This window comes from Clostridiaceae bacterium HFYG-1003, assembly GCA_024579835.1.
In the GTDB taxonomy this organism is placed as follows: Bacteria; Bacillota; Clostridia; order Clostridiales; family Clostridiaceae; genus JG1575.
The window spans coordinates 3,151,381-3,177,981 of record CP102060.1 but is presented as its reverse complement, the minus strand read 5'-3'; the positions used below and the strand labels follow the sequence as shown (position 1 = coordinate 3,177,981).

Here is a 26,601-nt window from a genome sequence, read left to right as displayed (position 1 = left end):
TACCTTACATGCCAAGGAAAGTATTAAAAATACTGATCAGGGCGGGGCCCAGAATAACGATAAATAAGGCTGGAAAGAGAAGAAAAATCATTGGAAACAACATTTTCAACGGCATTTTCGCCGCTGCTTCTTCAGCTCTTTGTCTCCGTTTTTCTCGCATTACTCGGGACTGAATTCGAAGCATATTCGCAATATTCGCTCCCAGCAGTTCCGACTGAATTACCGCAGTTATAAAACTCGACACATCTTCCACCTGAGTTCGGATTCCAATGGAACGAAGTGCTTCTTCACGCTCCCGCCCCTTTGTGATGTCATCCATCGCTCTGGTGATTTCCTGGCTCAAAGGCCCCTTCATTTTGCTGGCTGTTTTCTTCATGGCCGCATCAAAGCTTAGGCCAGCTTCCACACTGATATAAAGCATGTCGAGAATATCCGGTAAGGAGTTCTTGATCAACTTTTGTCTTGTTTGAGCCTTCCCTCTGAAATAGGAAAGGGGGAGAATAAGGGCAATGGCGGTCACTAATATGAGAATTAGCCAATTGATTGGCATTCCAGAAAACTGGAAAACCAAAACCATCAATAGTAATACTGTCAAACCAAACAAAATTTGATTTATCAGGATCCGAACTGGGGTGAACCGTTCTGCCAGTCCTGCCTGTAGCAGTACTTCCTGGTAATTCTCGGCGATATTCTTTGGTGTAAAGCGATCAAGAAAATTAGCAATTGAATTATAGATGGGAAGAAGGGCACGCTCTGAAAACGGCTTCTTCATCTCATCCTCTTCCTGGACTTCCATTGATCTGACATCATAGAGTCGTTGTCGGACCGCTCGGGAGGAAGATGTAACTGCTACTAAGATGAGAAAGGTCAGAACGAAAATCGTGAGTACAACAAGAAGGTATACAAAATAATTCACCTCTTACACCTCCAATGTTGTAATTTTTTTCAAGAAGATTACTCCCATGATCATCATAAAGCCTGCTCCAATTATCAAAACTTGACCTAATGGTTCCGTAAAGAGAGGTGTAATATATCCAGGATTCAAGATGGATAGGATTCCTCCTATAGCAATTGGAAGTACTCCAATAATGATGGCTGACATTTTATTCTGGGCAGACATGGTTCGAATTTCACCTTTCAATTTCACTCGTTCCCGAATGGTATTGGCAATCATATCCAGGACTTCCGACATATTGCCACCGACCTGCCGTTGAATAATGATCGCTGATACAAGCATATCGATATCTTCATCACCCGTTCGAACCGAAAGCTCTTGAAGTGCCTCTTCCATGGGACGGCCAAGACTGTTATCTCTCATCACCTTCTGGAACTCCCACCGGATCGGATCTGCCATCTCATCTCCTGCGGTAGCAATCGCCTGGTTAAAGCTTAATCCAGCACGAAGTGCGTTCGACAGTATGTTCAAAAATTCTGGCAGTTGATTATTCAGCTGTTTTTTTCGTTTCTCCTGGCTGCTTGAGATGTAAAGTTTTGGCAAATAGAACCCCAGCACGGCGGGCAGAATAGATACTGCCAGATTACCAGTTAATGCAAACGTAACAAGCAAGAAGACGAATGCAACCAGCAAGGAAATGAGCAAAAACTCTGATGCTTTTAGGAATAAGTGGGCCTGTGTCATTTGCTCATAGGACTTTTTCAAATAGGATCCGAGCAATGGGAAATAAAAAAGTGGAGACTCCTCTTTTGTTCTTCCTGTTAATTGAATTGACTCAGTCAGATTTTCCGAATCAGCTTCAATCACCTGAATATCTGTCAGTCTTTGATGAATGTGATATCGACGACGCATAATCAGGAATAAAACGCCAAAAAACAATAGGAACAGCGTGAGGCCCAATAGAGCATATGTCAGGTACTTCATTTGATGCCTCCTTAAAAACCTTCCCGTTGACTCACCGGTTTGAACAGAGAAGGAAGCAGATTCTCACCATAGGTTTTCAAACGCTCCAAATAAGTTGGAACCACTCCAGTCGGCACATGCCGCCCGACAACTCTCCCCTTTAGATCATAACCGTCTTGCTGATAAATGAATATATCCTGCATTGTGATCGTCTCGCCTTCCATACCCGTTATCTCAGATACTTTCGAGATCTTTCTGGAACCATCCGGAAAACGTGAAACCTGGATAATCAGATTGATAGCAGAGGCGATTTGCTCCCGTATAGCGCGTGATGGCAATTCCACTCCACTCATATGAATCATCGTTTCCATACGAGCCAGACTGTCTCTCGGTGTATTAGCGTGGATCGTAGTGATCGATCCATCATGGCCGGTGTTCATTGCCTGAAGCATATCTAATGTTTCAACACTACGAACCTCACCAACGATAATTCGATCAGGTCTCATACGAAGGGTATTGACCACCAGATCCCGAATTGTGATTTTACCCTTTCCCTCAATGTTAGCAGGTCTGGATTCCAAAGAGATGACATGGTCCTGTTGAAGCTGAAGCTCGGCTGCATCTTCTATCGTAACAATGCGCTCATCATGAGGAATAAAACTGGATAGGACGTTAAGCAATGTGGTTTTACCACTGCCGGTTCCTCCCGAAACGATAATATTCATCCGACCTCTGACACTGGAGCGGAAAAATGATGCCATCTCCAGGCTGACTGTACCAAACGTGATTAAGTCATCCAAAGTATACGGACTGGCCGCGAATTTTCGGATCGTGATCGTCGGACCCGTAATTGCCAAGGGAGGAATAATTACATTTACACGAGACCCATCCGGAAGACGACCATCGACCATGGGTGAGCTTTCATCGACTCTTCTTCCTAAAGGCGCAATGATTTTGTCAATCGTATGAAATACATGACGGTCATCCCGGAATTTAACGTCCACTGGATGAATCTTTCCGCTTTTTTCAACATAGACCTGATACGGTCCATTGACCATGACCTCGGTAATGGTTGGATCATCCAATAGCTTTGTGATTGGACCATACCCAAAGATTTCATCCATAATCTGATCATGAACCGCCTGCTTATCAGAAGAGGATAGGTTCTTCTTATTCTTCAAAAGACTGTTCTTAATCTCTTCATGGATCATTTTTGAGATCTGCTTCCGAGCTTCTTCGTCATCTTTTTCAGGCATAACTTGTAAATTATCGATCAGGGTATTTAACACTTCCACTGCGATGGAATCAAAGTCCTGACTTTTTTCAGGGCTAACTGCTGAATCTTCATTGGTCGAGCTTTTTGACATTCCAAAGTTGAATGGCTGAATGGCCATGAATTACCACCACCTATTTTTTGCTTTTTCCTGCGAATTCGTCAGGGCAGAAATTAGCTTAGTAAATCCCGCCGTTGTGGAACTTCTAGGAAATGCTGTCACGTATGGCACGCCCTGGTTCTGGGAATTACGTGCCCCCTTGATGTCTTCTGGTATTTCGCTGAAAATCTCACTTCCTAATGTGGCTTCAACATCTTTCCGGTTGATTCCCAAGTTTGAAGCTTTATTGAGTATGATCCGCAATTTACTGACTGGGTAATTCAACTCCTTGAATACCAGGAGTGAAGCTTTGATGTTTTTCAATGTCAATACTTCTGGAGTTGTAATCAGAAGAACTGCATCCGCCATAGAAAATGCTGGATTTACTGTTTCCATGAAGCGACCTGGCATATCCACAACAACGTAATCAAATGATGATTGGAGTGTCCGCAGGATTAATTCAATATGATCTGAGTTAACATATTCATTAAAGCTAGGTTCAGGGTTTGCAGCCAGGATTCTTACACCACTTTCATGAGTTAAAAGGAATCCGTCCATTAAATCTTCATCAATGTTTCGAATCTCATTGATCACGTTCGCCATTGAATATTTAACTGGAGTATTCAATGCGATGGAATCTCCACCGTAGTCCAAGTCAAGGTCAAACAGAACGACCTTCTTGCCAGTCTGTTTTGCCAATGCCACCGCTAAATTTGTAGATACAAAGGTTTTTCCTGTGCCACCCTTGGTAGAGAAAACCGTATAGATTTTACCTTCCAGGTTTGATTTTTGCTTCTTGCTAACTAATAGCATATCCTGTTTTTTCAGGTGCTGCATGTGAGCCTGATAGATAACCTCTGTCAGCTCTTCCGTTGTACTGTTGGGAGAAATGATATCGGAAGCGCCTGATGTAACTGCTTTTCGGACATTACTAGTGGATAGCTCGTCTTCCAGCAAAATAACCGTCTTATAAGGGAACTCCGTTGTGATAATCTCACTGGCGCGATATCCATCTCCAAGGTAGTGTTCTGAAATAAGCACTACATCAGAGGTATCTGTACTAAAGGATTCTTTTAAATCTCCCTGAAAGTGAACTGGCTTTTCAACTTTTAAATACTCTATTACTTTCAGTTTTTCAACCAGTTCTGCCCTTAAATCCGGCTGATCGGTAAGTATTTGTAGTTTAATGATATCCATTACCGATTCCTCCAGTCATCAAAATTATCTGTTCCAAAATGATCCAACGGAACTTTCAATCCATCAACTGGATTCCGTAACGTCATTTGGAATGATCCACTGTTAAGCATATATGACATAACCTCCGCCTGCTGTGGAGTCACAAGCAAGGTGACGGAAGTGGGTACACCTGTATTCTCAACCAGTTTCCCGTTTTCATCCAATGTTGGCTTGATCCCTATTGCCAGGACTTCAATATTCTGGAATTGGGTAATCGTTTCTACATAGCCCTCGATGGGCGCTGATGTAGCTGCAGGTCTTGTTGCAGGAGCTGTTGTAGTCACTGGAGTTGTGACAGCAGTTGTTGTTCCAGGCGTTGTGATCGGTGTCTGTGTCGCCGGAGCCGTCGTTAAAGCAGGTGGTGTTCCAGGCCCGGGCCGATCTGTATAGTTAACCAGTATATCAACCCGGTCTCCGGCTACCAGATATCCAGCCAGTCCACTCACTTCGCTGGTTGGAACAACAATTGCTCTCATATTCTCTGGGATTTGATAAGAAAGCCCTGTCTTTTCCTCCTTGGAAGCAACCTTCGACTTGAACACCTGCTCCCCAGAAAGAATATCCATTTTGGTAGTTAATCCAACAATATCAGCCACAGCCTTGACAGCATCCTTATGGATGGCTTCTTCTGGCACACTTTTTAATTCCAGCATTGCTTCGGTAATTTTGGTATGCTGAGGTATATCGGTCAACGCGACAACCACATTTCCATATTTCACTTGAACTTCAGGTTGTTTTCTCAATCCTTCTATATATTGGTATAAAAAGAAGGTTGAAATAATGGCTAATAATAACGCTAATAAAACTAAAACTCTTGATTTTTTCATACTGCTACCCCGCATAACCTGTTAATCGTATTCTACTCGCATGTAAGCTTCAGAGCTAATAGTAACATCGGTTGAAAAGAATAGTTTGGTCAAAGGCGCCACACTCGCTGTAACATTCACACTGACTTTTTGACCAGCCGGAAATGAAGCATCAACCGATAAATCAGCATTGTCAACAAAATCCAGACTATCTTTAGCTATGGTTTTTAGTTTGGTTTCAACCGCTGATTCAGTGCTTCCTGTATCTTTATGAACGGCATAATATCGCACAGCTTCCCGGGCAGCGTTCGTCACTCGAATTTTCGCCATGAAAAGCCACCCGAAATCTATTACTGCTACTATTAATAGCAGTAAAATCGGTAAAATCAGCGCAAATTCAACGAGTGCCTGGCCTGATTCTTTTTTTTTCAAAGTTATTAGACTTTTCATGGAGAACCTCCTATATCGACAATCCTTGGATCAATCCCAATCTTGAAAATACAATTGTAACAACACAGCCGCCTGCTATCGCAATTGCATATGGGATATAATCGACTTTTGAATCCGTCATTTTCAAGCGGTATTTTTCTTTACGATAATTCATTGTTGGTAGTGACGTAATTTTTTCCATAAAAGAAAAAAAATAGAATAAGATTAGTCTTCCAGTTCTTTTTAATGTTAAGCCTACTTGTCCAGCTCTAGCTCTACTGATCAGTGAAATAAATCCTCCCAGTACAGCTGTAAATAAGGCAACATATATAACTGAACGCCAATCAGTGATTGCACCAATTGCCGCCATCAGTTTAACATCCCCAGCTCCCATCCCCTTCATTATATATGGTAGCAGAAAGATTAAAAATCCAACAAAAAATCCGAAAACACCGGTTAATATCCCATTAGGAAAATCTATAAGTGCATTAAATCCCAAACCGATCAGCGCAAAAGGAACTGTTAATCGATTCGGGATTTTCCTGAATTTATAGTCACTTATAGCAGCAACGAAAATTAATGACAATACAACTATAACTTTTATTACATTGATCATGGTAACTTCCCATTAATTTGGTCTTGATAAAGAGTAACTAAGGAATCGCCAAACTGAGTGACAAAGAAGATTAATCCTATAATAACTAAAGATAGTATCAAAGCATACTCAGTCAATCCTTGTCCTGAGTCAGAATAAATGATTTCTCTCATAATAATTCCTCATTTGAAAAATAGCCCCCTTACTGGGGGCTAGCAACTTCTTAGGGAACTGTAACACTATTGAGCTTAGTGCTAACTCCGCCAAATACCTTCTGAAGACCTCCGCTCATAAATCCAAGTACAGCAATTAATGCTACTGCAATTAATGCAATGATTAGACCATACTCTACCAATCCTTGGCCTTCTTCCTCTGTCCAAATGTTTTTAATAAAATCCATTCTGTTCCCCTCCAATGTGATTACCTCAATTTGTTGACTTCATACTATCATCTTGGTTTTTGTAACCTGGATTCCCGGTTCACCTAACGAGGAATCCTTTGTATTTTCTCAAAAACTATTGATATTACTTACTTTACAGCTATAAAGCCTTGCGAATATCCTAGTTATGTGTTACACTATACATAACTAGGAGGGCGTATTATGGCCATTGTTAATCAGTTCGATAAGCGCAGCGGAATTACCTATGTTTATGAATCAGTTTCCCATTGGGATAAGGAAAAACAACAGCCTCGGTCCAAACGGTCGCTCATCGGCAAACGAGATCCGGTCACCGGCGAAATCATCCCAACGGATGGACGGGGTAAAAAACGTCGGAACCCAGAGGCGGGTACAACTGAAGTCAAGCCTGGCCCTGTGCCCTTTACCGTAGCTGATCGTAAGTTCTACGGTGCCACGTATCTGTTGGATCAAATCGGAGACTCTCTCGGGCTTACAGAGGACCTCAAGGCTTGCTTTCCCTCTCTCTACAAGCAGATTCAATCCATCGCCTATTATCTGATCCTGGAGAGCGATTCCCCCTTGTTTCGATTTGAAAAATGGAGTACGCTCCACCGGCATCCCTATGGAGCCAATATCCCATCTCAGCGCAGCAGCGAGCTGTTTGCGGGCATCTCGGAAGAGTCCAAACAACGTTTTTTCAGCTGTCTTGCCAAGCGCCATCAGCCCGATGAGTATTGGGCCTATGACACCACCTCGGTGTCGAGTTATTCCCAAACCCTTCGTCAGGTCCAGTACGGGAAAAACAAAGAAAATGACCCCCTGGCGCAGCTGAACCTGGCCTTGGTCTTTGGACAAGACTCAGGGTTGCCGTTTTATTACAGAAAGCTCTCTGGCAACATTCCAGATGTCAGCACGATCAAAAATTTGCTGGCTGATTTCAAAGTGCTGGGCTTCGATAAAGTCAAGTTGGTCATGGACCGGGGATTTTACAGTGAAGCCAATATCAATGCGCTTCTTGGGGAGCGACTGAAGTTCATCATTGCCGCTGGCACGCATCTGGCCTATATCCGAAGACATATCGACGGGATCTATGACAGCATCCGATCCTTTGAAAACCTGGATGAGCAATATGGCTTATACTCCTCAACCATTCTGACTGACTGGGAGTTTCAAAAAGAACGCCCCAACAAGAAAGATGTCATCCGAGAAAAACGCCGGGTCTACCTGCACGCTTACTTCAACATTGAAAAATACGCGGATGAAGAAGCTCATTTTGATCGACGACTGCTGTCGATGAAGGGGGAAATCCTAAGCGGAAAACGTAATCCCGATCATGAGACGTTCTACAAGAAATACTTTGAAGTGACAGATACCCCGGTAAGGGGCATTAAAGTTACCGTGAAAGAAGATGTGGTCAAACAGACGAAGCGCTATTTTGGATTCTTTGCGCTGATGACCAATGAAAAGATGGATGCCATCACGGCTTTGACGCTGTATCGGAATAAAGATCTGGTGGAAAAGGCCTTCGGCAATATCAAGGAACGGCTCAATCTGAGGCGACTCTTGGTTTCCTCAGAAAAAAGCCTGGATGGAAAACTCTTTGTGGCCTTCGTCGCGCTCATCTATTTGTCCTACCTCAAAAAGCAGATGCAGGATAAAGGAATGTTCAAAGATTACACAATGCAGTCTCTGCTGGACAAGCTGGACGTCATAGAGTGCTTTGAAAACCCAGGCCATGACTTGAGGGTTGGTGAGATTCTCAACAAACAGAAGTTGATCTATGAATTCATGGGTGTTGAGACCCCATCATAGTTATGTGTTCCGGGAATCCAGGTTGTAAGTCAATAGAAAAGAATAATTGCAAACTATTAACACATCGGAAACATTGTAAGGTTTTCATAATAGAGAATTATAATACTGGAAATAATCTAAGTTACAAATGATTGTTTTTTAGAACTTTATAGAATAATAGCTATAGTTTTTAATATTATTATAATTTCAGCAACTAGTTTGTCTGTTGTACCATGAGAAAATTGTGAATTGTTAGTTGGGCTAATTGATATGTTAAGAAAAATTAACGATTATAATTTTGGGGATAAACCTTGGATGTGCAAAAAAAGCAATGGCGAAGATCGTGAGATCTTCGCCATGTGTTGCTTGGAAATTACTTAACTTCGACAGTTGCGCCAACTTCAGCAAGCTTGGTCTTGATTTCTTCTGCTTCTTCTTTGGTGACAGCTTCCTTCAGGGGCTTGGGAGCTCCGTCAACGAGGTCCTTAGCTTCCTTCAGTCCGAGTCCGGTGAGTTCTCTGACAACCTTGATAACCTTGATCTTCTGGTCGCCGACAACTGCGAGGATTGCGTCGAATTCAGTCTTTTCTTCTTCAACAGCTGCTGCTGCTGCAGGTGCTGCTGCAACGGCTACGGGAGCTGCTGCGGAAACTCCGAATTCTTCTTCACAAGCCTTAACGAGGTCGTTCAGTTCGAGAACGCTCATACCTTTGATTGCTTCAATGATCTGTTCTTTAGTCATTTTTGATATCCTCCAAAATTTGAATATAGTTTTTTTGATTGGTGTTTGATGATGAAATCATCAGGCGATGTTATTCAGCTTTTTTGTCTGCGAGAGCCTTAACCATGTAAGTAAACCTGGTGGTTGGGGACAATGCATGCAGAACGTAGACAAGATTGGATACTGGGCTCTTGAGGGAACCGAGCAGCTTGGCGATAAGTTCTTCCTTTGACGGCATATCGGCAAGTTCGGTAACCTGAGCTGCATTGTAGACTTTTCCATCCACAAAGCCGCCTTTGATCTCCAGCTTCTTCTTATCAGCGATGAACTTCTTAAGGATTTTAGCTGCTGATGTTTCATCTGCGCCAAAAGCAAAAGCGTTCGGTCCATCCAGATATTGTACGAAGTCCGCGGCATCCTTGTCTTTCATAGCAAGTTCAACCATGGTGTTCTTCAATACTTTATACTGAACGTTATTCTCTCTCATGATCTTTCTCAGTTCAGTATCCGTTTCAACGTTGATACCCTGATAGTTGACCACGATGACAGACTTGGAACTATCAATGAGTTCTCTGATCTCACTGACTACCTGTTCTTTCTTCTCTCTGATCGTGTTTGACAACCTGTACACCTCCTCTTTAAAGTGCGTAACTAAAAAAGGTCTTTTCTGCAAAGACAGCAGAAAAAGACCTTTTCTAACTCGTATGAGTTATATGAAATGATCTCCTCGGCTGGATTTACCTGTTACCGGCTGTCTTTGGAAAATCGATTTAGTTTTGTTTTGAGTGCTTTACAAGGATACCATGAAAGATATTATTCGTCAAATACTTTCTATGGTATTCAGAAAAAGCGATTTAGAACTTGTTCTGGTTAACCTTGATGCCAGGTCCCATGGTGGAAGATACGGAGATGGACTTCACGTACTGTCCCTTTGCTGCTGCAGGCTTAGCCTTAACAATCGCATCCATGACAGCCTTGAAGTTCACGCCCAGCTTTTCCGGTCCGAAAGACTTCTTCCCGATCGGAACGTGGATGATAGCGGTTTTGTCGAGTCTGTACTCAACTTTACCAGCCTTGATTTCTTCCAGAGCCTTGGTTACATCAAAGGTAACGGTTCCGGACTTCGGGTTAGGCATGAGGCCCTTGGGTCCCAGTACACGTCCGAGGCGTCCGATGGCACCCATCATGTCAGGAGTAGCGACAACTACGTCGAAATCGAACCAGTTTTCTTTCTGGATCTTGTCAACGAGGTCCATTTCTCCAACATAATCAGCGCCGGCAGCCTGAGCTTCCGCAGCCTTTTCGCCTTTGGCGAATACCAGGACACGGACAGTCTTACCAGTTCCGTTCGGCAGAACGACAGCTCCTCTGACCTGCTGGTCAGCATGTCTTGGGTCAACACCCAGGCGTACATGGAGCTCGATGGTTTCATCGAACTTGGCCTTGGCAGTCTTAACCGCCAGATCAAGTGCTTCTTCCGGTGTATAGAGTGCAGCGCGGTCTACGAGCTTCGCGCTTTCAAGATAATTCTTTCCCATTTATTCATTTCCTCCTTGTGGTTATAACGGTTTTTTAGCCTCCCACTATATGTGAGTTACTTATTCTATTCCTCGACTGTGACGCCCATGCTTCTGGCAGTTCCGGCGATCATCGCCATAGCTGCTTCTACAGAAGCTGCATTCAAGTCAGGCATCTTAGTCTCTGCGATCTGTCTCAGCTGTTCCTGGGTCAGCTTGGCTACCTTGGTTTTGTTCGGTACGCCTGATCCGGACTCGATTCCTACAGCCTTCTTAATCAGAACGGCAGCAGGGGGAGTCTTCATGATGAAGCTGAAGGATCTGTCCTGGTAGACAGTGATTACTACCGGAATGATGTAACCCATCTGGTTCTTTGTCTTTTCATTGAATTCCTTACAGAATCCCATGATGTTGACGCCGTGCTGTGAAAGTGACGGTCCGACTGGCGGAGCCGGTGTGGCCTTTCCTGCAGGAAGCTGAAGCTTGATCATTCCTGTGACTTTCTTTGCCATACGTATTTCCTCCTATATTGTGGTAATTTCGGCCATCCATTTAGTTTTGATGACCTCCCACTATAAAAGCTGTAAAAAGCTTTATAGACTACCTGATGATTTCTACCTGGTCAAAGTCCATTTCGGCCATGGTTTCCCGGCCAAACATCATGACTTCAACCTTGATCTTACGTTTCTCCTCGTGGATTTCTTTGACGATTCCAGAGAAGTTTTTCATGGGACCGGAAACAATGGTGACCGCTTCCCCCACATTGATGTTCATTTTCGGGCGTACTTCGCGGATGCCCATTGCGCGTACTTCTTCTTCTGAAAGAGGTACGGGACTATTTGACTTAGCGCCAACGAAACCGGTGCAGCCTCTGATGTTACGAACGACGTACCAGGTCTCTTCCGTCATGACCATCTTGACCAGTACGTATCCCGGAAATTTCTTGCGGAGAACTTTCTTTTCGGTACCATCATCTTTGCGTTCTGTGACTTCTTCCAGTGGAACTTCAACCTCTTGGATCAGCGCTTCAAGTCCTCGATTTTCAATTGCTTTTTCAAGGTTAACTTTTACTTTATTCTCATAACCGGAATAAGTATGAACAACATACCATCCTGCTTTACCCATTTCCATTGGATATTCCGTCTCCTATACCTGCAGTACGTACTGCATGACTAAACCGATCAGGAAATCAAATACTCCAGTAAGTAATGCATAGATCAGGACAATGACAGCTACTGCTGCGATCGCCTTCTGAACTTTATCGGAAGTTGGCCATGTTGTCTTTTCGATCTCGCGCTTTACCGCTTTGAGAAAGTTAATGATTCCGCCTTCTTTAGAAGCCATCTCTTCACATCCTTACTTAATTACTTGGTTTCCTTATGCAATGTGTGCTTTTGACAGAACTTGCAGTACTTTTCCATCTCAAGTCTTTCCGGATCGTTCTTCTTGTTCTTCATTGTGTTGTAGTTTCTCTGCTTACATTCTGTGCAAGCCATTGTGATCTTAACTCTCACTCTTCTGCACCTCCAAATCCCATGACTATTTTTAAGGATAAAAATAATATGTCACTTGGACATATCACCAAGTAACTTTATCACACAGTACCTGGTGTGTCAATATTTTTTCCCCAATTTACGCATTTTCCATTATAACACGGATCCTACCCATTTCCTATTATTTTCGCCCAAATGTTTGGGCTAACATTTGGCTGGGGCTCTGCCCCAAGGAATTCCTGACACGAAAAAAATCAATCAGCCAATGCATGCGCAGGCTGCATTGGCTGATTGAACCAAACATAATGTTCAGGCTAATGCAGAAAATCGTCGTTGTCCTGATCATCGCCCGGACGAAGCAACCGGAACGGCAATTCATCAGACAAAAGATCATCATCGGCCAGATCGCCCTCATCAAATGACGAGAAGTCCTCCTCCTCATAGCCAAGTTCCAGGATGGTATGACCTTTCAAACCGTACAGCGGAGTGTTAACAAACAGTTCCTTGTAATACTGATCCCTCAGCTGAGGATTCTCCTCCTTGTACTCCAGTCCGTACTCCTCCTGGAGATAGGATTCGATTTCAAATCCTTTGTCTCCACGCAGAGCGACAATTAATTCATGCATAAGCTCTGTTTTTTTTAATATCTCCTCAAACTCGGGGGTCACCTGGAAGCAGTTCTCGATGTATTGAGCCAGCATCATGATATCCTTGTCACTTATGCCGTAATCCATTTCGATCAGATCCTTCAGCTCGGGAATTGCGTAGTCTTCCTCGAACCCTTCACGATCCTCCAGAATTTCATCCGCATCAATATTCATATATTCGGAACCGATATAGTCAACTCCCCCAAACTCTTCTCTGAAAATATCATGAGACAAATTCAAGGTAATGTAGCTGTACGCCGTTTGGAGCATGTCCTCATCTAGGGGAGACTGTTCGTCCCGCAGGGCAGCATGAATCCGCAGGAGTTCCTTGGGCTCAATCAAGCCGTAGAAATTGATGAGGTTCCAGATTTCACGGGCAATCATCTGCATCGAAAGCGTATTAATGACGTCATCATCCCACTTCAAAAGAACCTCCGGCAAAATCTCCTCTTCGATCAGCAGTTCCGCAAAGGCAAGGGAGGACATCACCGAATCATTCGGCACAGCAACCCGGTATCCATCTTCCTTCAGGTCAGAAATAATCTCACGAATTTCAGCGTTCAGCGCTTCTTTTTTCGACTTGCTTACTTTCTTACCCAGGTGGGGACCCAGGACATGAAGAAGCACCCCCTGGATGGCAGGATGCAGGATAAATAGCAGCAGCTCTGGGGTTGAATCCCTCAGTGAGAGAAGAAACTCGACTTTTTTCCCCTTCGCTCTGACCGATTCATCGACTCCCAGCAAATAGGAAGCCTGGTCCGCCCATCCTTTGTCGATTTGTCTGATCAATTGCTTTCTTTTCAGTTCGTCCATGGTTATATTATTCTCCCCGTCTCATATATACTCTATCTCCATTATCCTACACCATAGAGGGAAATACAAAATAATAAAACAGAGGTCAGCGCAGGCTGACCTCTGGGTGTTGTATGTCTTATTCCTTGATCGTGGTTACGACGCCTGAACCTACGGTTCTGCCGCCTTCACGAATTGCGAAACGGAGTCCTTCGTCCATAGCTACCGGTGTGATCAGCTCAACGTTCATGTCGATATGATCCCCAGGCATAACCATTTCCATGCCATCCGGCAGTTTGATGGATCCTGTTACGTCCGTTGTACGGAAGTAGAACTGCGGCCGGTATCCGTCAAAGAACGGGGTGTGGCGTCCGCCTTCTTCCTTCTTCAGTACGTATACCTGTCCAACAAATTTTCTGTGCGGCTTCACGCTGTTCGGCTTCGCCAGAACCTGACCTCTTTCGATGTCAGCTCTCTGTACGCCTCTGAGCAGGGCTCCGATGTTGTCTCCGGCCTGAGCCTGATCCAGCAGCTTACGGAACATTTCTACGCCGGTGCAGACGGTCTTTGTCTTCTCTTCCTTGAGTCCAACGATTTCAAGTTCATCGCCAACTTTCAGGATTCCGCTTTCCACTCTTCCGGTGGCTACGGTTCCTCGACCTGTGATCGTGAACACGTCTTCTACCGGCATCAGGAACGGCTTGTCGGTTGCTCTTTCCGGGGTCGGGATGTAGCTGTCAACAGCGTCCATCAGATCCAGGATCGGCTTGATCTTTTCCGGATCTTCCGGATTGTTCAGAGCTTCCAGAGCGGAGCCGGCGATGATCGGTGTGTCATCTCCCGGGAAATCGTAGTCGTTGAGGATGTCGCGGACTTCCATTTCTACCAGTTCCAGCAGTTCCGGGTCATCTACCATGTCTGCCTTGTTCAGGAAAACAACGATGTAGTTAACGCCTACACGGGAAGCGAGCAGGATGTGCTCTCTGGTCTGGGGCATAACTCCGTCAGCGGCGGAAACAACCAGGATCGCTCCGTCCATCTGAGCCGCTCCGGTGATCATGTTCTTGACATAGTCAGCATGTCCGGGGCAGTCTACGTGTGCGTAGTGACGGTTGTCCGTCTCGTACTCAACGTGGGCGGTGTTGATCGTGATTCCTCTTTCTTTTTCTTCCGGTGCCTTATCTATTTCGTCATACTTGGTAGCATTGGCGTATCCCTTCTTGGACAGAACGGTCGTGATGGCCGCGGTCAAAGTGGTCTTGCCATGGTCAACGTGACCAATGGTTCCAATGTTAACATGGGGTTTGGTTCTTTCAAATTTCGCTTTTCCCATTATTGTTCCTCCAGTGAATAAATAAAAATGGAGCCCACAAGCGGACTTGAACCGCCGACCTCTGCCTTACCAAGGCAGCACTCTACCGACTGAGCTATGTGGGCATTAAACTGATAGAATAAACTATACCAAAAGCAACCCATCCATGTCAATGAAAACCGGACAATTTCCTTGTTGGCATCTCCTGGTTTCCCAAGCGATCCTATCAATGATATTCAGTTATAAAGGACCCGAAGACTATTATAAGTGAAAGAACTCCGGGACACAATGGATATTTCGCCATTTTCCCGGAATTCTTCTTTTTTAATAAATTTCATCAAAATCCGTAGATTGTCGAATCAACTCAGCATCAATCCATAGGTTTACTTATCGCTTTTCAGGATTCGTCCCTTCATCACTTCATACATTAGAATTCCACCAGCCACTGAAGCGTTCAGTGAATTCAGTTTTCCGACCATAGGAATGGAGACTACCTGGTCACATTTCTCCCGCATGATCCTGGAAATTCCCTTTCCTTCATTACCGATGACCAGTGCGCAGGGACCAGAGAAGTCCGCTTCATGAGCCAGAACACTTCCTTCCATGTCCGCTCCATAGATAAATACACCCTTCTTTTTCAGTTCTTCGGTCTCCTGAGCCAGATTCGTTACGCGAGCGACAGCCATATTCTCCACTGCACCGGCACTCGTCTTGTATACCGTGGCAGTCACACCCACGCTGCGGCGCTTGGGAATGACAATGCCATGGGCACCGCACAGCTCCGCAGTACGGATAATGGAACCCAGATTATGCGGATCTTCGATTTCATCCAACAGGATAATAAACGGATCTTCCTTCCGTTCTTTGGCAATGCGCAGAATATCGGAAACCTCGGAATAAACGAAGTCCGTCACCCGCACAGCGATCCCCTGATGATTCGCCCGATCCGTGAGCTGATCCAGCTTTTTCCGGTCCACAAATTTCACCAGAGCGTTGCGATCCTTGGCCATGCCCAGAATTTTAAGGATGGAACCTTCTTTGTCACCATCGGCGGCGTAGATCACTTCAATGCTGCGATCACTCTTCAGGATCTCGATGACAGCGTTTCTTCCGTATACCAGGTTCTCATCGACCTTGCGCTCCGGTTCCTTGACAATGATCTGCTTTACAATTCTGACGTTCGGGTCCTTCTCTGCCTTCGGCTTGGAATATCTGGAACCTGACTGTTTCTTGGCATCAGTTCTTTTTCCTGTTCTCATTACTGTTTCCTCATTTCGATTATTTCTCGCTTGGTTTGCCGCTTCAATAGAACGACATTTCATTTATTTTTTCTGTGTACTTATCGGTCCTGATCACAAGTACCCCGGTCTGCCACCAAGGATATGCGGCTTGCTAATTCATTTTTCATCACTCAGTCGGACCGATCATCGCGTGGAAAGCCAAATCCATTACTTCCTGCAGCCGGTCAGATTGAGCTGTAAGGTAGAGATATCCCAAAAGAGCTTCAAACCCGGTGGCCCGTCGATAATCCGCCAAAACGGCATTTCTGGGGACATGGGCACTCTTCTGGTTGCGGCCCCGCTTGAACATGGTAACCTCTTCTTCTGTCAGCGAATCCAGAATTGCTTCCAGCGCATCACTCTGCGCGTCTGCCCGGACATAGCGAACGCAGGTCTGATGAAGCACCGATGCCGGATGATTTTTTAATTTCGGGAAGATCCGATCCCGGATGAATCCTTCCCAGACCGTATCGCCAATAAAGGCCAGGTTCAGTGGATTCAACTGTCTTGCTTCATCAGGGGTCATTTGTTCAATCATGATGTTCTCCATTCTTCAGGGTCTTTTTCAGAGGGATCGATGCCACCGGACGAACCGGAAATGACTTGTCTCCCTTAATAACGTATTCGTAGATAAGAAGCTCTGACATTCTACCATAAAACGGCTGAAAGTGGTTAGACATGACTTCCACCGCAAGAGGCAGCTGCTCATAGGTAAAAATGATCGAAACATGGGGCGTAAACAGGCCATGGCGGCGGGATGTCTCCTCATAATCGCCATGCAGATCATCATACTTTTCATGGAGTCGTTCATACAAATTTCTCAAAGGCCAGGAGAATGCCGGCTCCACGAACAATACCCTGGGAAATAATCCCAAATGATTGAACCGCAGGGTGATCGGCTCATACTCCGATGCCACCTGCCCCACCCAGGCTTTGAGTTCCTCCGGCTCCAGATCGAAATAAACCCCCAACGAGAAATGCCAGGGATCATCCTGAAAGAAGCCCAGGGTTCTCAGCTGAGCATCCTGGAGCCTTCCATCCAACTGGTTGAACAGCTCGTTGGTTTCCTCGTCAAACATCCCAAGTACGCACAAGTAATGTCCTTCTTTCAATGAGTTCACCCCCAGTCAGCAAGGCCTCATAACAGCAGTGTCAGATATTCCGAGATCGATGTGTTTTTCTAAATAGCTTCTCTGAAGAAATATATTAAGTGGACCATCCCTGGATGAGAATTCCTTGATGTTTGAATTCCTCGAGGTTGAATTCCTCGGTGTTGAATTCCTTGATGTTTGAATTCCTCGATGTTTGAATTCCTCGATGTTTGAATTCAGCAAGATTGAAGTAAGCAATGTAGAATTCAGCAGTTTACATTTATGGACCCGTCCTTCCTTAATACCGCAACGATCAGAGAATCATCTCCTGATGTATTTTTCTTATAAGGACACCTTACAGAATAAACAATACCGCGATCCCCAGCACGCTGAGGAGAGCTCCGGCGACTTCACGCCAGTCCATCTTCTGCTTCAGGAAAAGAAAGGAGATGGGCAGAACCATAACCGGCGTCACGGCCATCAGAGTGGAGGCGACGGCAGCCAGGGTATTGGCGATGGCAACCATGGACAGCGTAACGCCGACCACCGTGCCTAAGAATGAGTTGAACAGGGTGACGGCAGCCAGTTTTTGATCACGGAACACGTTCCAGTCAGGCTGACTGCGAGCCTTCAGATACATCACGAGCATAGCCGCCACGCCGCCGATGAGTCGAATCTGGGTGGTTGTCATGGCATCGATGGCTCCCATGCCCTGTTTTGACAGGATCACGCCCAGGGCCTGACCGACTGCAGCCGCGATGGCAACCAGAATGCCTTTTCCGGAGAAGCGCAGCCGGATTTTACCGCCGCCGCCTTCCATCACAACCAGGAAGAGTCCGAATAATACCAGAGCCATGCCTAAAAAGACATAGAGTGTAAGGGCTTCCCCGAAAATGATCCAGCCGAAAAATGCCGTAATAATGGGCGCGAGCGAAAAGATCATTAAAGTAACCTTCGCCCCAATCAGCTGATAAGCCTGGAACAGGAAACTGTCCCCCACAGCGAATCCAATGACTCCGGACAGGATCAGCCAGAACCAGGCCGCCGGGGTCACCCCAAGGGGAATCAGACTGCCCCCAGTAAATGGAATAATCAGGCTGATTAAGAGTAATCCGGCCAGTTTCACAAACAGATTCAAGTCATTGGCTTTGATCTGCTGGGTCGTACGCTCTGTGATCACCGCACAGATCGCCCAGGCCATCGCTGCGGCAAGAGCCGATAATTCTCCGATATATTGCATGATAAGTCCGCCTTTAGGTCAATTATTAAAACTGAAAAATACTGTAAATTAATTATTGCGATCCAGGATTCCTTCTTACCGCTCTTAACTCCGCCTGTTATCCCGGAATGTTGTCCAACCTCTTGGTTGATTCCATTATACTTGATAGAGCCTGGCTTGGACTATGTCAGTTTCACTGACAAGAAAAAAGGACACCCCGCATGATACGAGGTATCCTGATTCATTGGATCCTATCTTCTGGAGTAGAATTCAACGATAAGCTGTTCGTTAATTTCGATGGGGAGTTCTTCCCGCTGTGGCAGTCTGGTTACAGTAGCCTTGAAATTAGCAAGATCCTTCTCGATGTAAGGAATCGGTGTTCCCTGGATGCCGTTGAAGTTTTCAGTGAACATTTCGGTTTTGCGGGATTTCTCTCTCAATTCCACAACGTCACCGACCTTCAGGCCGTAGCTCGGGATGTCGATCTTGTTTCCATTGACCAGGAAGTGACCATGGTTGACCATCTGTCTGGCCTGTCTGATGGAATTAGCAAATCCCATACGGTATACCATGTTGTCAAGTCTCAGTTCAAGCATATTCAGAAGCTCAGGACCAGTCTGTCCTTTGGTTCTCATCGCTCTGTCCACATATTTTACGAACTGTTTTTCGAGGACATTGTAGTAAGCTCTCAGTCTCTGCTTTTCAAGAAGCTGAGTTCCGTACTCCGTCAGTTTTTTGTCCGCGCGGGATGAACCCCTGGATTTTTCTGCCCTCTTCATTGCTTTTGGATGACCTGATACGTTCAGACCGAGTCTTCTGGACTGCTTGAACTTAGGTCCCATCATTTTTGCCATTTTTTTCCCTCCGGTATTATAATACTTGCCGCGGTATTAAATAAGGGTAATGCCATCAACAAATATAGCAATTCCTTTTGATGTTGTAAATACCTTTGCCTGATTTCGCGGCCTTTCAATTTGTGAACTTTTTCCAGTTATTTAATCATACCAATTCGATACTGCCTGCAAAGGCAGCGGATGTCTCATCCTTATTCGAAGTTTCCTATTTGAGCATGCCCTTGGCTTTGTCATTCATCTTCATCGTCCCATCCTTAAAGATCCAGGTAACTGCGACATCCAGCTCTTCTGCCAGGGTCACGCCCTGCTCATAGGGCAGGAGGAAGAAGGTGGTGGACAGGAAGTCGGCCTTGCCGGAATCATCGGTGATAACGGTCACCTGGGAGAAGTATTCCCCGGGCTGCCAGGTTTTCGGATCAATCAGATGGTGGTAGCGTTTCCCCTGGTAGGTGAAGAACCGTTCGTAATCACCGGAACTTACTACCGACTGATCGGCATCCAGCCGGAAGACAATGTCCAGGTAGGAATTCGGATTGATCGGATCGGTAACGGCAACGCCCCAGTCCGGCTTCTCCTTCAGCTTGGGCGCTCCGATGGATTTTATGTTGCCTCCGGCAGACATCAATCCGTTTTCCATGCCCATGGCTTTCAGTTCATCCGCTACCAGTTCCGTGGCATATCCTTTGGCCAGGGCACCGACATCGAGCTTCATCTTAGGATCTTCCAGATAGACCGTAGAGGCGGCTTCATCAATGATCACCTTGTCAAAATCGGTATGCAGTCCGGCTTCATCCAGCTCCGCCTGGGTCGGAATAATCATCTCGGATTCAGGAACTTCTTCCCCTGCCGAGGGCATGTTGTGTTCGCGGACATTATGCCAGATCATCGTCACCGCGCCCATGGCGATGTTGGTTTCCCGACCGGTGACATCATAGAGTGAGCGAGCCTGTTTGATCATATCGATGATTGACGGGTCGACTTTGACTGGCTCAACCCCCGCTTTGTTATTGATGGTTTTAATGTTGTTGATGCCTTCGTATTCATTGTAGTAGTCAAACAGCTTGTGGTATTTCAGTACCAGCTCCTGAATTTTGGCATAATGCTTCTTCCAGTCAGCCTCAGATTTTTCCCAGGCCATCACGGTAAATACGGTGTTGAATACTTCGACACCCTCCACCGTGATGAAAGTATCCCGGTATTCTTTATATTGCGGCGAGCAGCCGGACAAGGTTCCCACAAAGAGTCCCACAGCCAGGCCCAGCGGAATGATCTTATTCAACCATTTTTTCAAATCAGTGCCTCCTTTGGCTTGAGTTTCCTCCCGAATATAGCAAAAAAAAAGAAAAAAAGAAAGGGGGCGGCTGCCCCCTGTTCATTCTATTATCTTGCGGTTGCGATGGCTTCGTCGAATACTGTGAGGTAATCAGCGACTCCTACGGAAACAGAAGTAGCCAGGTCGCCTTTAACGAGCTTCTTGCCGTCTTTTTCTTCGGATTCGATTCCCTTGATTTCAGCAGCTGTCTTGTTGACAGTCCAGTTCGTCAGAGCCTTCGCCTGCTCGAACCATTCCTTGCCGATCTTGGAAGCTTTCTTCATGCCGTAAGCTTCTCCCAGTTCAACCTTGGAAGGAACTTCAGCAACCTTGTCGGAAGTGATCTTGCCTGCTGCATCGTAAGCGACCTTGGCCTGAACCACGTCGAGAACGGAAGCGGCAACCTTGTCGCCCTTCAGAGCAACAGCGGTCATGGTGGTGTCAATCTGAGCAGCAGCACCCTTGTCTGCAGTCTTACCAGCGGACTTGGCAATGGAGATCTGGACTCCCAGACCAACCTTGTCAGCGCCTTCAGCAACTTCAACAGCGTTCTGCCATGCTTCTTCGACAACTGCGATGTAATCCTGAACCGTGATGGATACGGAAGTAGCCAGATCAGCTTCGTCCGGAACTGCCGGATGAGCGTCGTCTGCACCCTTCTTGGTCTTCATGGCTTTGATTTCTTCAACGGTTTTTCCCTGCATCCAGGCGCCAAGGGCTTCTGCCTGCTGGAACCATTCCTTGCCGATCTTGGAAGCCTTGATCATGCCGTATTCTTCTTTCTTTTCCTGCTTGGTCTTGAGAGCAGCAGCCGGATCGGTCTTCAGGGAACCGTCAGCATTGTATTCTACTTTGGTCTGTGCGTTGTCAATCTTGATGGAAGCAACTTTGCCGTCCTTGTCAAAACCAACTGCAGCGATTACAACGTCAGCCTGAGCTGCACCAGCTTTGTCAGCGGTGAAGTCAGAGGACTTGGCGACGGAAGTCTTTGATCCGAGACCTAACTTAACGATGGATCCGGCGGCAGCAGCCTTCGGTCCTTCAACAGCTCCGGTTGTGGAGGTTGCCTGGGTTCCTGCTGCGGTTGTACCTGCGGCAGTTGTAGTCGTGGTTCCACCGGCACAGGATGCCAGTAAGCTTAAGCTCAGTACAGAAGCTGCTAAAACAGAGATTTTCTTGTTCATTTTACCCTTCCTTTGTGGTTTTTTATGGTTACCTTATTGTTACGGATGTAATTCTACCACAAAGGTTTGTTAAATCAATAGCGCGCAATTAAATCTTACGATATCGTATTTTTTACGACCAATTATTAATCATCTCCAAATATTTGCTTTTCCCGATATAGAAATCGTCATCATTTTCGTATTCATTCGATGATAACCTTATCATCCGCAGAACTCTAAAACACGAATAGTCATTGAATCATAAGCATTTTCGTCGATAAATCACAGACTAATCTACGTCCATCATCAGGATCCGACCCAGCTCCAAATCTTCCGCTGTAGTAATTTTCAGGTTGTGATAATCCCCCGGGAATATTTTGACCGATTCCCCCGCCTCCACAAACAGAGCGGTATCATCAGTATAGAGCATTCCCTTGGAGAAGGCACGTTCCATCAGTTCCCGGAGCTTGGCCGTACGAAAAACCTGCGGTGTCTGCAAGGCTCTCAGCTGATCTCTGGGAAGCTCCGCATAAATCAGCCCCTCCTCATCCACTCGCTTGATGGTATCTTTGGGCACAACACCGGGACAGGCCGCTCCCCAGCGTCTGGCCTGCTCAATCCCCTCTGTGATCAGTTCGCTTCGCACAAAGGGCCGGGCGCCGTCATGAATCAGGACCAGCTCCGAATCCTCACCCAGGCAATTAAGCCCATTACGGACGGAATTCATCCGCTCAGCTCCCCCTGCTGCCAGCTGTCGTACCTTCTGAAAGCCGAAACCGGTGAAATACTGCTGATAGTAAGCCATTTCCTCTTCCTTTAATACCAGTATGATTTCATCTACCTCTGGGTGTTCTTCAAAGGCCCGGATGGTATGAAAAAGGACGGGATAACCGTTCAGGTCCAGAAAGACCTTATTGATCGATTTTCCCATCCTTTTACCAGATCCGGCCGCCACAATGATTGTGCTGACCATATCGTTTTCTCCTGTTTCACTGAAAAACTTTGTTCATGATTGATTTGACGCAGCTGCTACTTAGTTTTTACATGCTACTTACTACATAGTACATACCACTAAATGCTAACTGCTAAATGCTAACTGCTTGCTAAGTTCTTTATGCTCTGCTGAAACACTTCCGTGAATCAAGCGATCCGCCTGAACCAGAAGATCAATCTTTCGGCCGGGCGAATATCATGCGGCCGGCAGCGGTCTGCAGAACCGAGGTCACAATGACATCAATGGTTTCGTTGACATAGCGGCGTCCGTTCTCAATGACGATCATCGTGCCGTCATCCAGATAGCCGATGCCCTGATTCTGTTCCTTGCCGATCTTGGCAACCAGGATGGACAGCTCTTCGCCCGGCAGCAGCACTGGTTTGACTGCATTGGCCAGTTCATTGATGTTGAGCACCGGTACACCCTGGAATTCCGCGACTTTGTTCAAATTATAGTCGTTGGTTACTACTTTGCCGCCGATCTCTTTCGCCAGCTTCAGCAGTTTTACGTCGACCTCCCGGGCTTCCTTGACCTCCCGATCCCAGATCCGGACTTCAATGTCGAGTTCCTTCTGAATCTTGTTCAGGATATCCAGTCCCCGGCGGCCGCGATTGCGCTTCAGGGAATCCGATGAATCGGCGATGTGCCGGAGCTCTTCCAGAACAAAGTTCGGAATAACGAGGGTTCCTTCGACAAAACCAGTCTGGCAGATATCAAAGATCCGGCCATCGATGATGACTGAGGTATCGAGCACTTTGGGCTCCCCGTCAAAATCCGAGCGCTTGGTCGAAGCCCCTTTCCCCTGAGCCAGCTTTCCCGTGCGCAGATTGGAAAACATCTGCGTCAGTTCGTCTCTTTTCTTAATGGCGATGTTAGCGCCGATGAAGAACGCCAGCACATTGACCAACAGAGCCAGGGCTGATCCCACATACCGAATTTCATACAACGCTTTAGTTGCCAGAAGATAGGAAATCGAAAGAGCCAGCAGCCCTCCCACAGCTCCCAGGAAAACTTCCGCCAGTGCCATTTTCTGGAAATTCTTATCCACCGCTTCAACCATTCTTATGATGTATCTGATGAAGATCGGAGAAAGTATAAAAAAGATAAAAGCAAGTAAAAGTGCGAGAATTCCATTGACGGAATATTTAGCGATGACATTCTGCGTTATGCCGATTGGCTTGATAAACTCAAGGCTGAGCAAAAACACTCCCAGAAGCCATCCCGATGCTGCGCCGATCAGGACAAAAATTGCCTTCAGAATATTTTTTAACATAAAGCACCTCCTTTTATTATTTTTTCCAGCCCAATCCGCTTCCCCAAAACTTAATTCGGTAACGATTGAACAACATATACATTAATCATACCTTTTTCCAATGAAATTTAAATTAAAGCCATCGAAATATTTTTGTTTATTCATCAAATGTCAGCTCATCGGAGTCTGCTGCATTTGTCAGCAGACTTCCGATTTTTCATATTTTTCTTATTTCAGGTCTCAGCGCAATCTCTTTAGACCGATTCCGGATCCTCTGAATTCCGTTTGCCTCGTTTGGCTGCGCCAAACAGCTCTTCATAAGCTTCGCGAACCGTCGCAACCCGGATCAGGCGAATGCCTTCCGGGGCTTTGCGAATCTGCTGTCTGGAAGAAATGATGGCATGTTCGAATCCCAGTTTGGCGGCTTCGGCGATGACGCGTTCCGCCTTGGATACGGGCCGCACCTCCCCCGTCAGACCAATTTCACCGACTGCCACGGCCCGTGAAACCTTGATTTCCCTGGTTTTGGCAGAGGAAATAAGCGACAGGGCAAGGCCAAGGTCGGCACCGGTTCCTTCAATATGGAGTCCTCCCACCACATTGACATAGACATCGCTGGCGTAGAACGGCACCCGGACTTTTTTCTCCAGGACGGCCAGCAGCATGTTGAGTCGGGTGGTATCCAGCCCGACCGCAGTGCGCCGCGGCATCACAATTTTGGTTTCCGCCACCAGGGACTGAACCTGCACTAAGATCGGCCGGGTTCCTTCCATGATTCCAATCACCATGGTCCCCTCGCCCGGAGTTTCTTCCAGGAAGAGGCGGGAGGGATCATAAACTTCCATCAATCCTTCTTCCCGCATTTCAAATACCCCGATTTCAGAGGTGGTGCCAAAGCGGTTCTTGACGGTGCGCAGGATGCGCAGATCACCGGTCCGTTCGCCTTCAAAGGACAGAACGGTATCCACCATGTGTTCAAGCACACGCGGGCCAGCCAGATCTCCTGCTTTGGTGACATGGGCTACAATAAACAGGGGGAGCTGGTTGGTCTTGCCCAGGCGCATCAGCTCCGAAGAGCATTCCCGGACCTGCGACACGCTGCCCGGCGCTGAAGTCAGCTGATCCGAGAACAGGGTCTGGATGGAGTCAATGATACAGAACACTGGATTCAGGGTACGGATATGCTCCTCCACCACTGAAATCTGGGTTTCTGAGACGACGTACAGCTGATCCGTCCGGATATTCAGACGATCCGCGCGCATTTTAATCTGTTCCTCCGACTCCTCGCCTGAAACATACAGAACTTTGCCATACTGATTTGCGATGGAACCGGCACACTGCAGAAGCAGCGTGGATTTTCCGATGCCGGGGTCTCCTGAGATCAGGGTCAGGGATCCTTTGATCAGGCCACCGCCCAGTACCCGGTTCAGCTCCGGCAATCCCGTGTCCAGCCGGGCTTTTTCCGAGGACTCAATCTCCCCCACCAGCCGGGGCATATTCTGAGCGCTAATTCCTTTGGATTTCACCATTTTGGCAGCTTCTTTCGCAACCTTCACTTCTTCGGTGAAAGAATTCCAGCTGTTGCAGTCGGGACAGCGACCCAGCCACTTGGCGGACTCATAACCGCACTGGGCACAGACATAGACTGATTTCTGCTTTGCCATTATTCTGCCTGCCTGACTGTGCGTTCGTCCAGCAGTGCCGCCGCTGCCCGGTCGCACAGTACGATGACGTCCGGATGAACTTTCAGTATGGTGGATGGATTGGAGGGCAGAATGCGGCCGTCCTCCAGTGCCTTCACCGCCTGCTGCTTGCCCTCACCCGTCGCGATCAGCAGGATCCGCTGTGCCCGCAGTATGCCTCCGACGCCCATGGTAATGGCTTGTCTCGGGACATCCATGGGTGAATCAAAGAACCGGGCGTTGGATTCAATCGTATCCCGGGTCAGTGTCACAACATGAGTCGGCACCGTGAAATCTTCAGCCGGCTCGTTAAACCCGATATGGCCGTTGACCCCGATCCCCAGAACCTGAATCCTGGCCGGCTCCAGCCGGCGGATCAGTTCCTCGTAATGGCGGGCTTCCTCTTCCGGATTGAGGGCATCCCCTCGGGGTACATAGGTATTCTTCTTGTTGATATTGAGATGATCAAACAGGTTGTGGTTCATAAAATGGCGGTAGCTCTGCTCATGGAATTCATCCAGGCCAACATACTCATCCAGATTGATCGTGGTTATCCTGGAAAAATCGAGTCCTTCCTTGCGATGACGCCGGATCAGTTCCTTATACGTCCCCACGGGGCTGGATCCGGTGGCCAGACCCAGGATCCCGGTGGGATGCTGCCGAACGGCTTCTTCCACGAGGTCGGCTGCGGTGTAGGCAATCTGCTCTTTGTTATCTTGAATGATAAATTTCAAATTAATCTCCTTTTCCGACAGATTTTTGTTTTTTTATCATATAAGTGGTG

Annotated in this window: 30 protein-coding genes and 1 tRNA gene; 1 reads left to right on the top strand and 30 read right to left on the bottom strand. The window is 46.6% G+C overall.

Annotated elements, in window-relative coordinates:
* Positions 1-4: 4 nt before the first annotated feature.
* The 9 genes from NQU17_14265 to NQU17_14225 all read right to left on the bottom strand — a co-directional run bounded on the left by NQU17_14265 (position 5) and on the right by NQU17_14225 (position 6,697).
* Complete coding sequence (locus NQU17_14265; GenBank protein UUM11760.1) at positions 5-772, bottom strand: type II secretion system F family protein; 768 nt, start codon at positions 770-772, stop codon at positions 5-7.
* A 147-nt stretch (positions 773-919) separates the two neighbouring features.
* A complete protein-coding gene (locus NQU17_14260; GenBank protein ID UUM11759.1) occupies positions 920-1,879 on the bottom strand; it encodes a type II secretion system F family protein in 960 nt (319 codons plus the stop codon).
* Positions 1,880-1,890: 11 nt separating this feature from the next.
* Entirely contained in the window at positions 1,891-3,252 is a 1,362-nt protein-coding gene (locus NQU17_14255; GenBank protein UUM11758.1) for a CpaF family protein, read from the bottom strand.
* A 3-nt stretch (positions 3,253-3,255) separates the two neighbouring features.
* Positions 3,256-4,428: an AAA family ATPase gene (locus NQU17_14250; protein UUM11757.1), complete on the bottom strand. Its 1,173-nt coding sequence runs from the start codon at positions 4,426-4,428 to the stop codon at positions 3,256-3,258.
* Positions 4,428-5,294, bottom strand: coding sequence for a Flp pilus assembly protein CpaB (gene cpaB, locus NQU17_14245; GenBank protein UUM11756.1), 867 nt, complete (start codon positions 5,292-5,294; stop codon positions 4,428-4,430). Before cpaB ends, NQU17_14250 begins: the two co-directional genes overlap by 1 nt.
* A gap of 21 nt (positions 5,295-5,315) precedes the next feature.
* The gene (locus NQU17_14240; protein ID UUM11755.1) at positions 5,316-5,723 is read right to left on the bottom strand and encodes a pilus assembly protein; all 408 of its coding nucleotides are present in this window, start codon (positions 5,721-5,723) and stop codon (positions 5,316-5,318) included.
* A 10-nt stretch (positions 5,724-5,733) separates the two neighbouring features.
* The gene (locus tag NQU17_14235; GenBank protein ID UUM11754.1) at positions 5,734-6,318 is read right to left on the bottom strand and encodes an A24 family peptidase; all 585 of its coding nucleotides are present in this window, start codon (positions 6,316-6,318) and stop codon (positions 5,734-5,736) included.
* Positions 6,315-6,470 (bottom strand): Flp family type IVb pilin, encoded by a 156-nt coding sequence (locus NQU17_14230; protein ID UUM11753.1) that lies wholly within the window; start codon positions 6,468-6,470, stop codon positions 6,315-6,317. The genes NQU17_14235 and NQU17_14230 overlap by 4 nt, the downstream gene beginning before the upstream one ends.
* A 50-nt stretch (positions 6,471-6,520) precedes the next feature.
* A complete protein-coding gene (locus NQU17_14225; GenBank protein UUM11752.1) occupies positions 6,521-6,697 on the bottom strand; it encodes a Flp family type IVb pilin in 177 nt (58 codons plus the stop codon).
* 201 nt (positions 6,698-6,898) lie between these two features.
* Between NQU17_14225 and NQU17_14220 the strand changes: the two genes are divergently transcribed.
* Entirely contained in the window at positions 6,899-8,509 is a 1,611-nt protein-coding gene (locus NQU17_14220; protein ID UUM11751.1) for an IS1634 family transposase, read from the top strand.
* Positions 8,510-8,861: 352 nt separating this feature from the next.
* Here NQU17_14220 and rplL read toward each other — a convergent pair whose 3' ends face one another.
* From rplL to nagB, 21 genes are all read right to left on the bottom strand, one after another.
* Positions 8,862-9,230 carry a 50S ribosomal protein L7/L12 gene (rplL, locus tag NQU17_14215; protein UUM11750.1) on the bottom strand — a complete coding sequence of 123 codons (369 nt, stop codon included), beginning with the start codon at positions 9,228-9,230 and terminating at the stop codon, positions 8,862-8,864.
* 70 nt (positions 9,231-9,300) lie between these two features.
* The gene (gene rplJ / locus NQU17_14210; GenBank protein ID UUM11749.1) at positions 9,301-9,831 is read right to left on the bottom strand and encodes a 50S ribosomal protein L10; all 531 of its coding nucleotides are present in this window, start codon (positions 9,829-9,831) and stop codon (positions 9,301-9,303) included.
* Positions 9,832-10,063: 232 nt separating this feature from the next.
* Positions 10,064-10,747, bottom strand: coding sequence for a 50S ribosomal protein L1 (gene rplA / locus NQU17_14205; GenBank protein ID UUM11748.1), 684 nt, complete (start codon positions 10,745-10,747; stop codon positions 10,064-10,066).
* Between the two features lie 65 nt (positions 10,748-10,812).
* Positions 10,813-11,238 (bottom strand): 50S ribosomal protein L11, encoded by a 426-nt coding sequence (gene rplK / locus NQU17_14200; protein ID UUM11747.1) that lies wholly within the window; start codon positions 11,236-11,238, stop codon positions 10,813-10,815.
* Positions 11,239-11,326: 88 nt separating this feature from the next.
* Positions 11,327-11,851 (bottom strand): transcription termination/antitermination protein NusG, encoded by a 525-nt coding sequence (gene nusG / locus NQU17_14195; protein ID UUM13527.1) that lies wholly within the window; start codon positions 11,849-11,851, stop codon positions 11,327-11,329.
* Between the two features lie 21 nt (positions 11,852-11,872).
* A complete protein-coding gene (gene secE / locus NQU17_14190) occupies positions 11,873-12,070 on the bottom strand; it encodes a preprotein translocase subunit SecE (GenBank protein ID UUM11746.1) in 198 nt (65 codons plus the stop codon).
* A gap of 20 nt (positions 12,071-12,090) precedes the next feature.
* The gene (rpmG, locus tag NQU17_14185; GenBank protein ID UUM11745.1) at positions 12,091-12,240 is read right to left on the bottom strand and encodes a 50S ribosomal protein L33; all 150 of its coding nucleotides are present in this window, start codon (positions 12,238-12,240) and stop codon (positions 12,091-12,093) included.
* A 293-nt stretch (positions 12,241-12,533) separates the two neighbouring features.
* Entirely contained in the window at positions 12,534-13,679 is a 1,146-nt protein-coding gene (locus NQU17_14180) for a hypothetical protein (GenBank protein ID UUM11744.1), read from the bottom strand.
* 118 nt (positions 13,680-13,797) lie between these two features.
* Complete coding sequence (gene tuf / locus NQU17_14175) at positions 13,798-14,991, bottom strand: elongation factor Tu (GenBank protein ID UUM11743.1); 1,194 nt, start codon at positions 14,989-14,991, stop codon at positions 13,798-13,800.
* A 28-nt stretch (positions 14,992-15,019) separates the two neighbouring features.
* Positions 15,020-15,095, bottom strand: a tRNA-Thr gene (locus NQU17_14170).
* A gap of 258 nt (positions 15,096-15,353) precedes the next feature.
* The gene (gene rlmB, locus NQU17_14165; protein UUM11742.1) at positions 15,354-16,229 is read right to left on the bottom strand and encodes a 23S rRNA (guanosine(2251)-2'-O)-methyltransferase RlmB; all 876 of its coding nucleotides are present in this window, start codon (positions 16,227-16,229) and stop codon (positions 15,354-15,356) included.
* 148 nt (positions 16,230-16,377) lie between these two features.
* A complete protein-coding gene (locus NQU17_14160) occupies positions 16,378-16,800 on the bottom strand; it encodes a Mini-ribonuclease 3 (protein UUM11741.1) in 423 nt (140 codons plus the stop codon).
* Positions 16,781-17,362 (bottom strand): 2'-5' RNA ligase family protein, encoded by a 582-nt coding sequence (locus NQU17_14155; GenBank protein UUM11740.1) that lies wholly within the window; start codon positions 17,360-17,362, stop codon positions 16,781-16,783. Before NQU17_14155 ends, NQU17_14160 begins: the two co-directional genes overlap by 20 nt.
* Before the next feature lie 334 nt (positions 17,363-17,696).
* Positions 17,697-18,581, bottom strand: a complete 885-nt coding sequence (locus NQU17_14150; protein ID UUM11739.1) for a DMT family transporter — start codon at positions 18,579-18,581, stop codon at positions 17,697-17,699.
* Between the two features lie 230 nt (positions 18,582-18,811).
* On the bottom strand, positions 18,812-19,414 hold the full coding sequence (gene rpsD, locus NQU17_14145; GenBank protein ID UUM11738.1) for a 30S ribosomal protein S4: 603 nt from the start codon (positions 19,412-19,414) through the stop codon (positions 18,812-18,814).
* A 205-nt stretch (positions 19,415-19,619) separates the two neighbouring features.
* Positions 19,620-20,705 carry an FAD:protein FMN transferase gene (locus NQU17_14140; GenBank protein UUM11737.1) on the bottom strand — a complete coding sequence of 362 codons (1,086 nt, stop codon included), beginning with the start codon at positions 20,703-20,705 and terminating at the stop codon, positions 19,620-19,622.
* Between the two features lie 89 nt (positions 20,706-20,794).
* A complete protein-coding gene (locus NQU17_14135; protein ID UUM11736.1) occupies positions 20,795-21,910 on the bottom strand; it encodes a hypothetical protein in 1,116 nt (371 codons plus the stop codon).
* A 268-nt stretch (positions 21,911-22,178) separates the two neighbouring features.
* Complete coding sequence (ispD, locus tag NQU17_14130) at positions 22,179-22,862, bottom strand: 2-C-methyl-D-erythritol 4-phosphate cytidylyltransferase (GenBank protein UUM11735.1); 684 nt, start codon at positions 22,860-22,862, stop codon at positions 22,179-22,181.
* A gap of 193 nt (positions 22,863-23,055) precedes the next feature.
* A complete protein-coding gene (locus tag NQU17_14125) occupies positions 23,056-24,156 on the bottom strand; it encodes a PIN/TRAM domain-containing protein (GenBank protein ID UUM11734.1) in 1,101 nt (366 codons plus the stop codon).
* A 233-nt stretch (positions 24,157-24,389) separates the two neighbouring features.
* On the bottom strand, positions 24,390-25,799 hold the full coding sequence (gene radA, locus NQU17_14120) for a DNA repair protein RadA (GenBank protein UUM11733.1): 1,410 nt from the start codon (positions 25,797-25,799) through the stop codon (positions 24,390-24,392).
* A complete protein-coding gene (gene nagB / locus NQU17_14115; protein ID UUM11732.1) occupies positions 25,799-26,551 on the bottom strand; it encodes a glucosamine-6-phosphate deaminase in 753 nt (250 codons plus the stop codon). The genes radA and nagB overlap by 1 nt, the downstream gene beginning before the upstream one ends.
* Between the last annotated feature and the right edge of the window lie 50 nt (positions 26,552-26,601).

Excerpts from the sequence above, each read along its gene's own strand:
- NQU17_14265 (UUM11760.1), bottom strand. The coding sequence starts at position 772 with ATGAAGAAGCCGTTTTCAGAGCGTGCCCTTCTTCCCATCTATAATTCA.
- NQU17_14260 (UUM11759.1), bottom strand. The coding sequence starts at position 1,879 with ATGAAGTACCTGACATATGCTCTATTGGGCCTCACGCTGTTCCTATTG.
- NQU17_14255 (UUM11758.1), bottom strand. The coding sequence starts at position 3,252 with ATGGCCATTCAGCCATTCAACTTTGGAATGTCAAAAAGCTCGACCAAT.
- NQU17_14250 (UUM11757.1), bottom strand. The coding sequence starts at position 4,428 with ATGGATATCATTAAACTACAAATACTTACCGATCAGCCGGATTTAAGG.
- cpaB (UUM11756.1), bottom strand. The coding sequence starts at position 5,294 with ATGAAAAAATCAAGAGTTTTAGTTTTATTAGCGTTATTATTAGCCATT.
- NQU17_14240 (UUM11755.1), bottom strand. The coding sequence starts at position 5,723 with ATGAAAAGTCTAATAACTTTGAAAAAAAAAGAATCAGGCCAGGCACTC.
- NQU17_14235 (UUM11754.1), bottom strand. The coding sequence starts at position 6,318 with ATGATCAATGTAATAAAAGTTATAGTTGTATTGTCATTAATTTTCGTT.
- NQU17_14230 (UUM11753.1), bottom strand. The coding sequence starts at position 6,470 with ATGAGAGAAATCATTTATTCTGACTCAGGACAAGGATTGACTGAGTAT.
- NQU17_14225 (UUM11752.1), bottom strand. The coding sequence starts at position 6,697 with ATGGATTTTATTAAAAACATTTGGACAGAGGAAGAAGGCCAAGGATTG.
- NQU17_14220 (UUM11751.1), top strand. The coding sequence starts at position 6,899 with ATGGCCATTGTTAATCAGTTCGATAAGCGCAGCGGAATTACCTATGTT.
- rplL (UUM11750.1), bottom strand. The coding sequence starts at position 9,230 with ATGACTAAAGAACAGATCATTGAAGCAATCAAAGGTATGAGCGTTCTC.
- rplA (UUM11748.1), bottom strand. The coding sequence starts at position 10,747 with ATGGGAAAGAATTATCTTGAAAGCGCGAAGCTCGTAGACCGCGCTGCA.
- rplK (UUM11747.1), bottom strand. The coding sequence starts at position 11,238 with ATGGCAAAGAAAGTCACAGGAATGATCAAGCTTCAGCTTCCTGCAGGA.
- nusG (UUM13527.1), bottom strand. The coding sequence starts at position 11,851 with ATGGGTAAAGCAGGATGGTATGTTGTTCATACTTATTCCGGTTATGAG.
- secE (UUM11746.1), bottom strand. The coding sequence starts at position 12,070 with ATGGCTTCTAAAGAAGGCGGAATCATTAACTTTCTCAAAGCGGTAAAG.
- NQU17_14180 (UUM11744.1), bottom strand. The coding sequence starts at position 13,679 with ATGGACGAACTGAAAAGAAAGCAATTGATCAGACAAATCGACAAAGGA.
- tuf (UUM11743.1), bottom strand. The coding sequence starts at position 14,991 with ATGGGAAAAGCGAAATTTGAAAGAACCAAACCCCATGTTAACATTGGA.
- rlmB (UUM11742.1), bottom strand. The coding sequence starts at position 16,229 with ATGAGAACAGGAAAAAGAACTGATGCCAAGAAACAGTCAGGTTCCAGA.
- NQU17_14160 (UUM11741.1), bottom strand. The coding sequence starts at position 16,800 with ATGGAGAACATCATGATTGAACAAATGACCCCTGATGAAGCAAGACAG.
- NQU17_14150 (UUM11739.1), bottom strand. The coding sequence starts at position 18,581 with ATGCAATATATCGGAGAATTATCGGCTCTTGCCGCAGCGATGGCCTGG.
- rpsD (UUM11738.1), bottom strand. The coding sequence starts at position 19,414 with ATGGCAAAAATGATGGGACCTAAGTTCAAGCAGTCCAGAAGACTCGGT.
- NQU17_14135 (UUM11736.1), bottom strand. The coding sequence starts at position 21,910 with ATGAACAAGAAAATCTCTGTTTTAGCAGCTTCTGTACTGAGCTTAAGC.
- ispD (UUM11735.1), bottom strand. The coding sequence starts at position 22,862 with ATGGTCAGCACAATCATTGTGGCGGCCGGATCTGGTAAAAGGATGGGA.
- NQU17_14125 (UUM11734.1), bottom strand. The coding sequence starts at position 24,156 with ATGTTAAAAAATATTCTGAAGGCAATTTTTGTCCTGATCGGCGCAGCA.
- radA (UUM11733.1), bottom strand. The coding sequence starts at position 25,799 with ATGGCAAAGCAGAAATCAGTCTATGTCTGTGCCCAGTGCGGTTATGAG.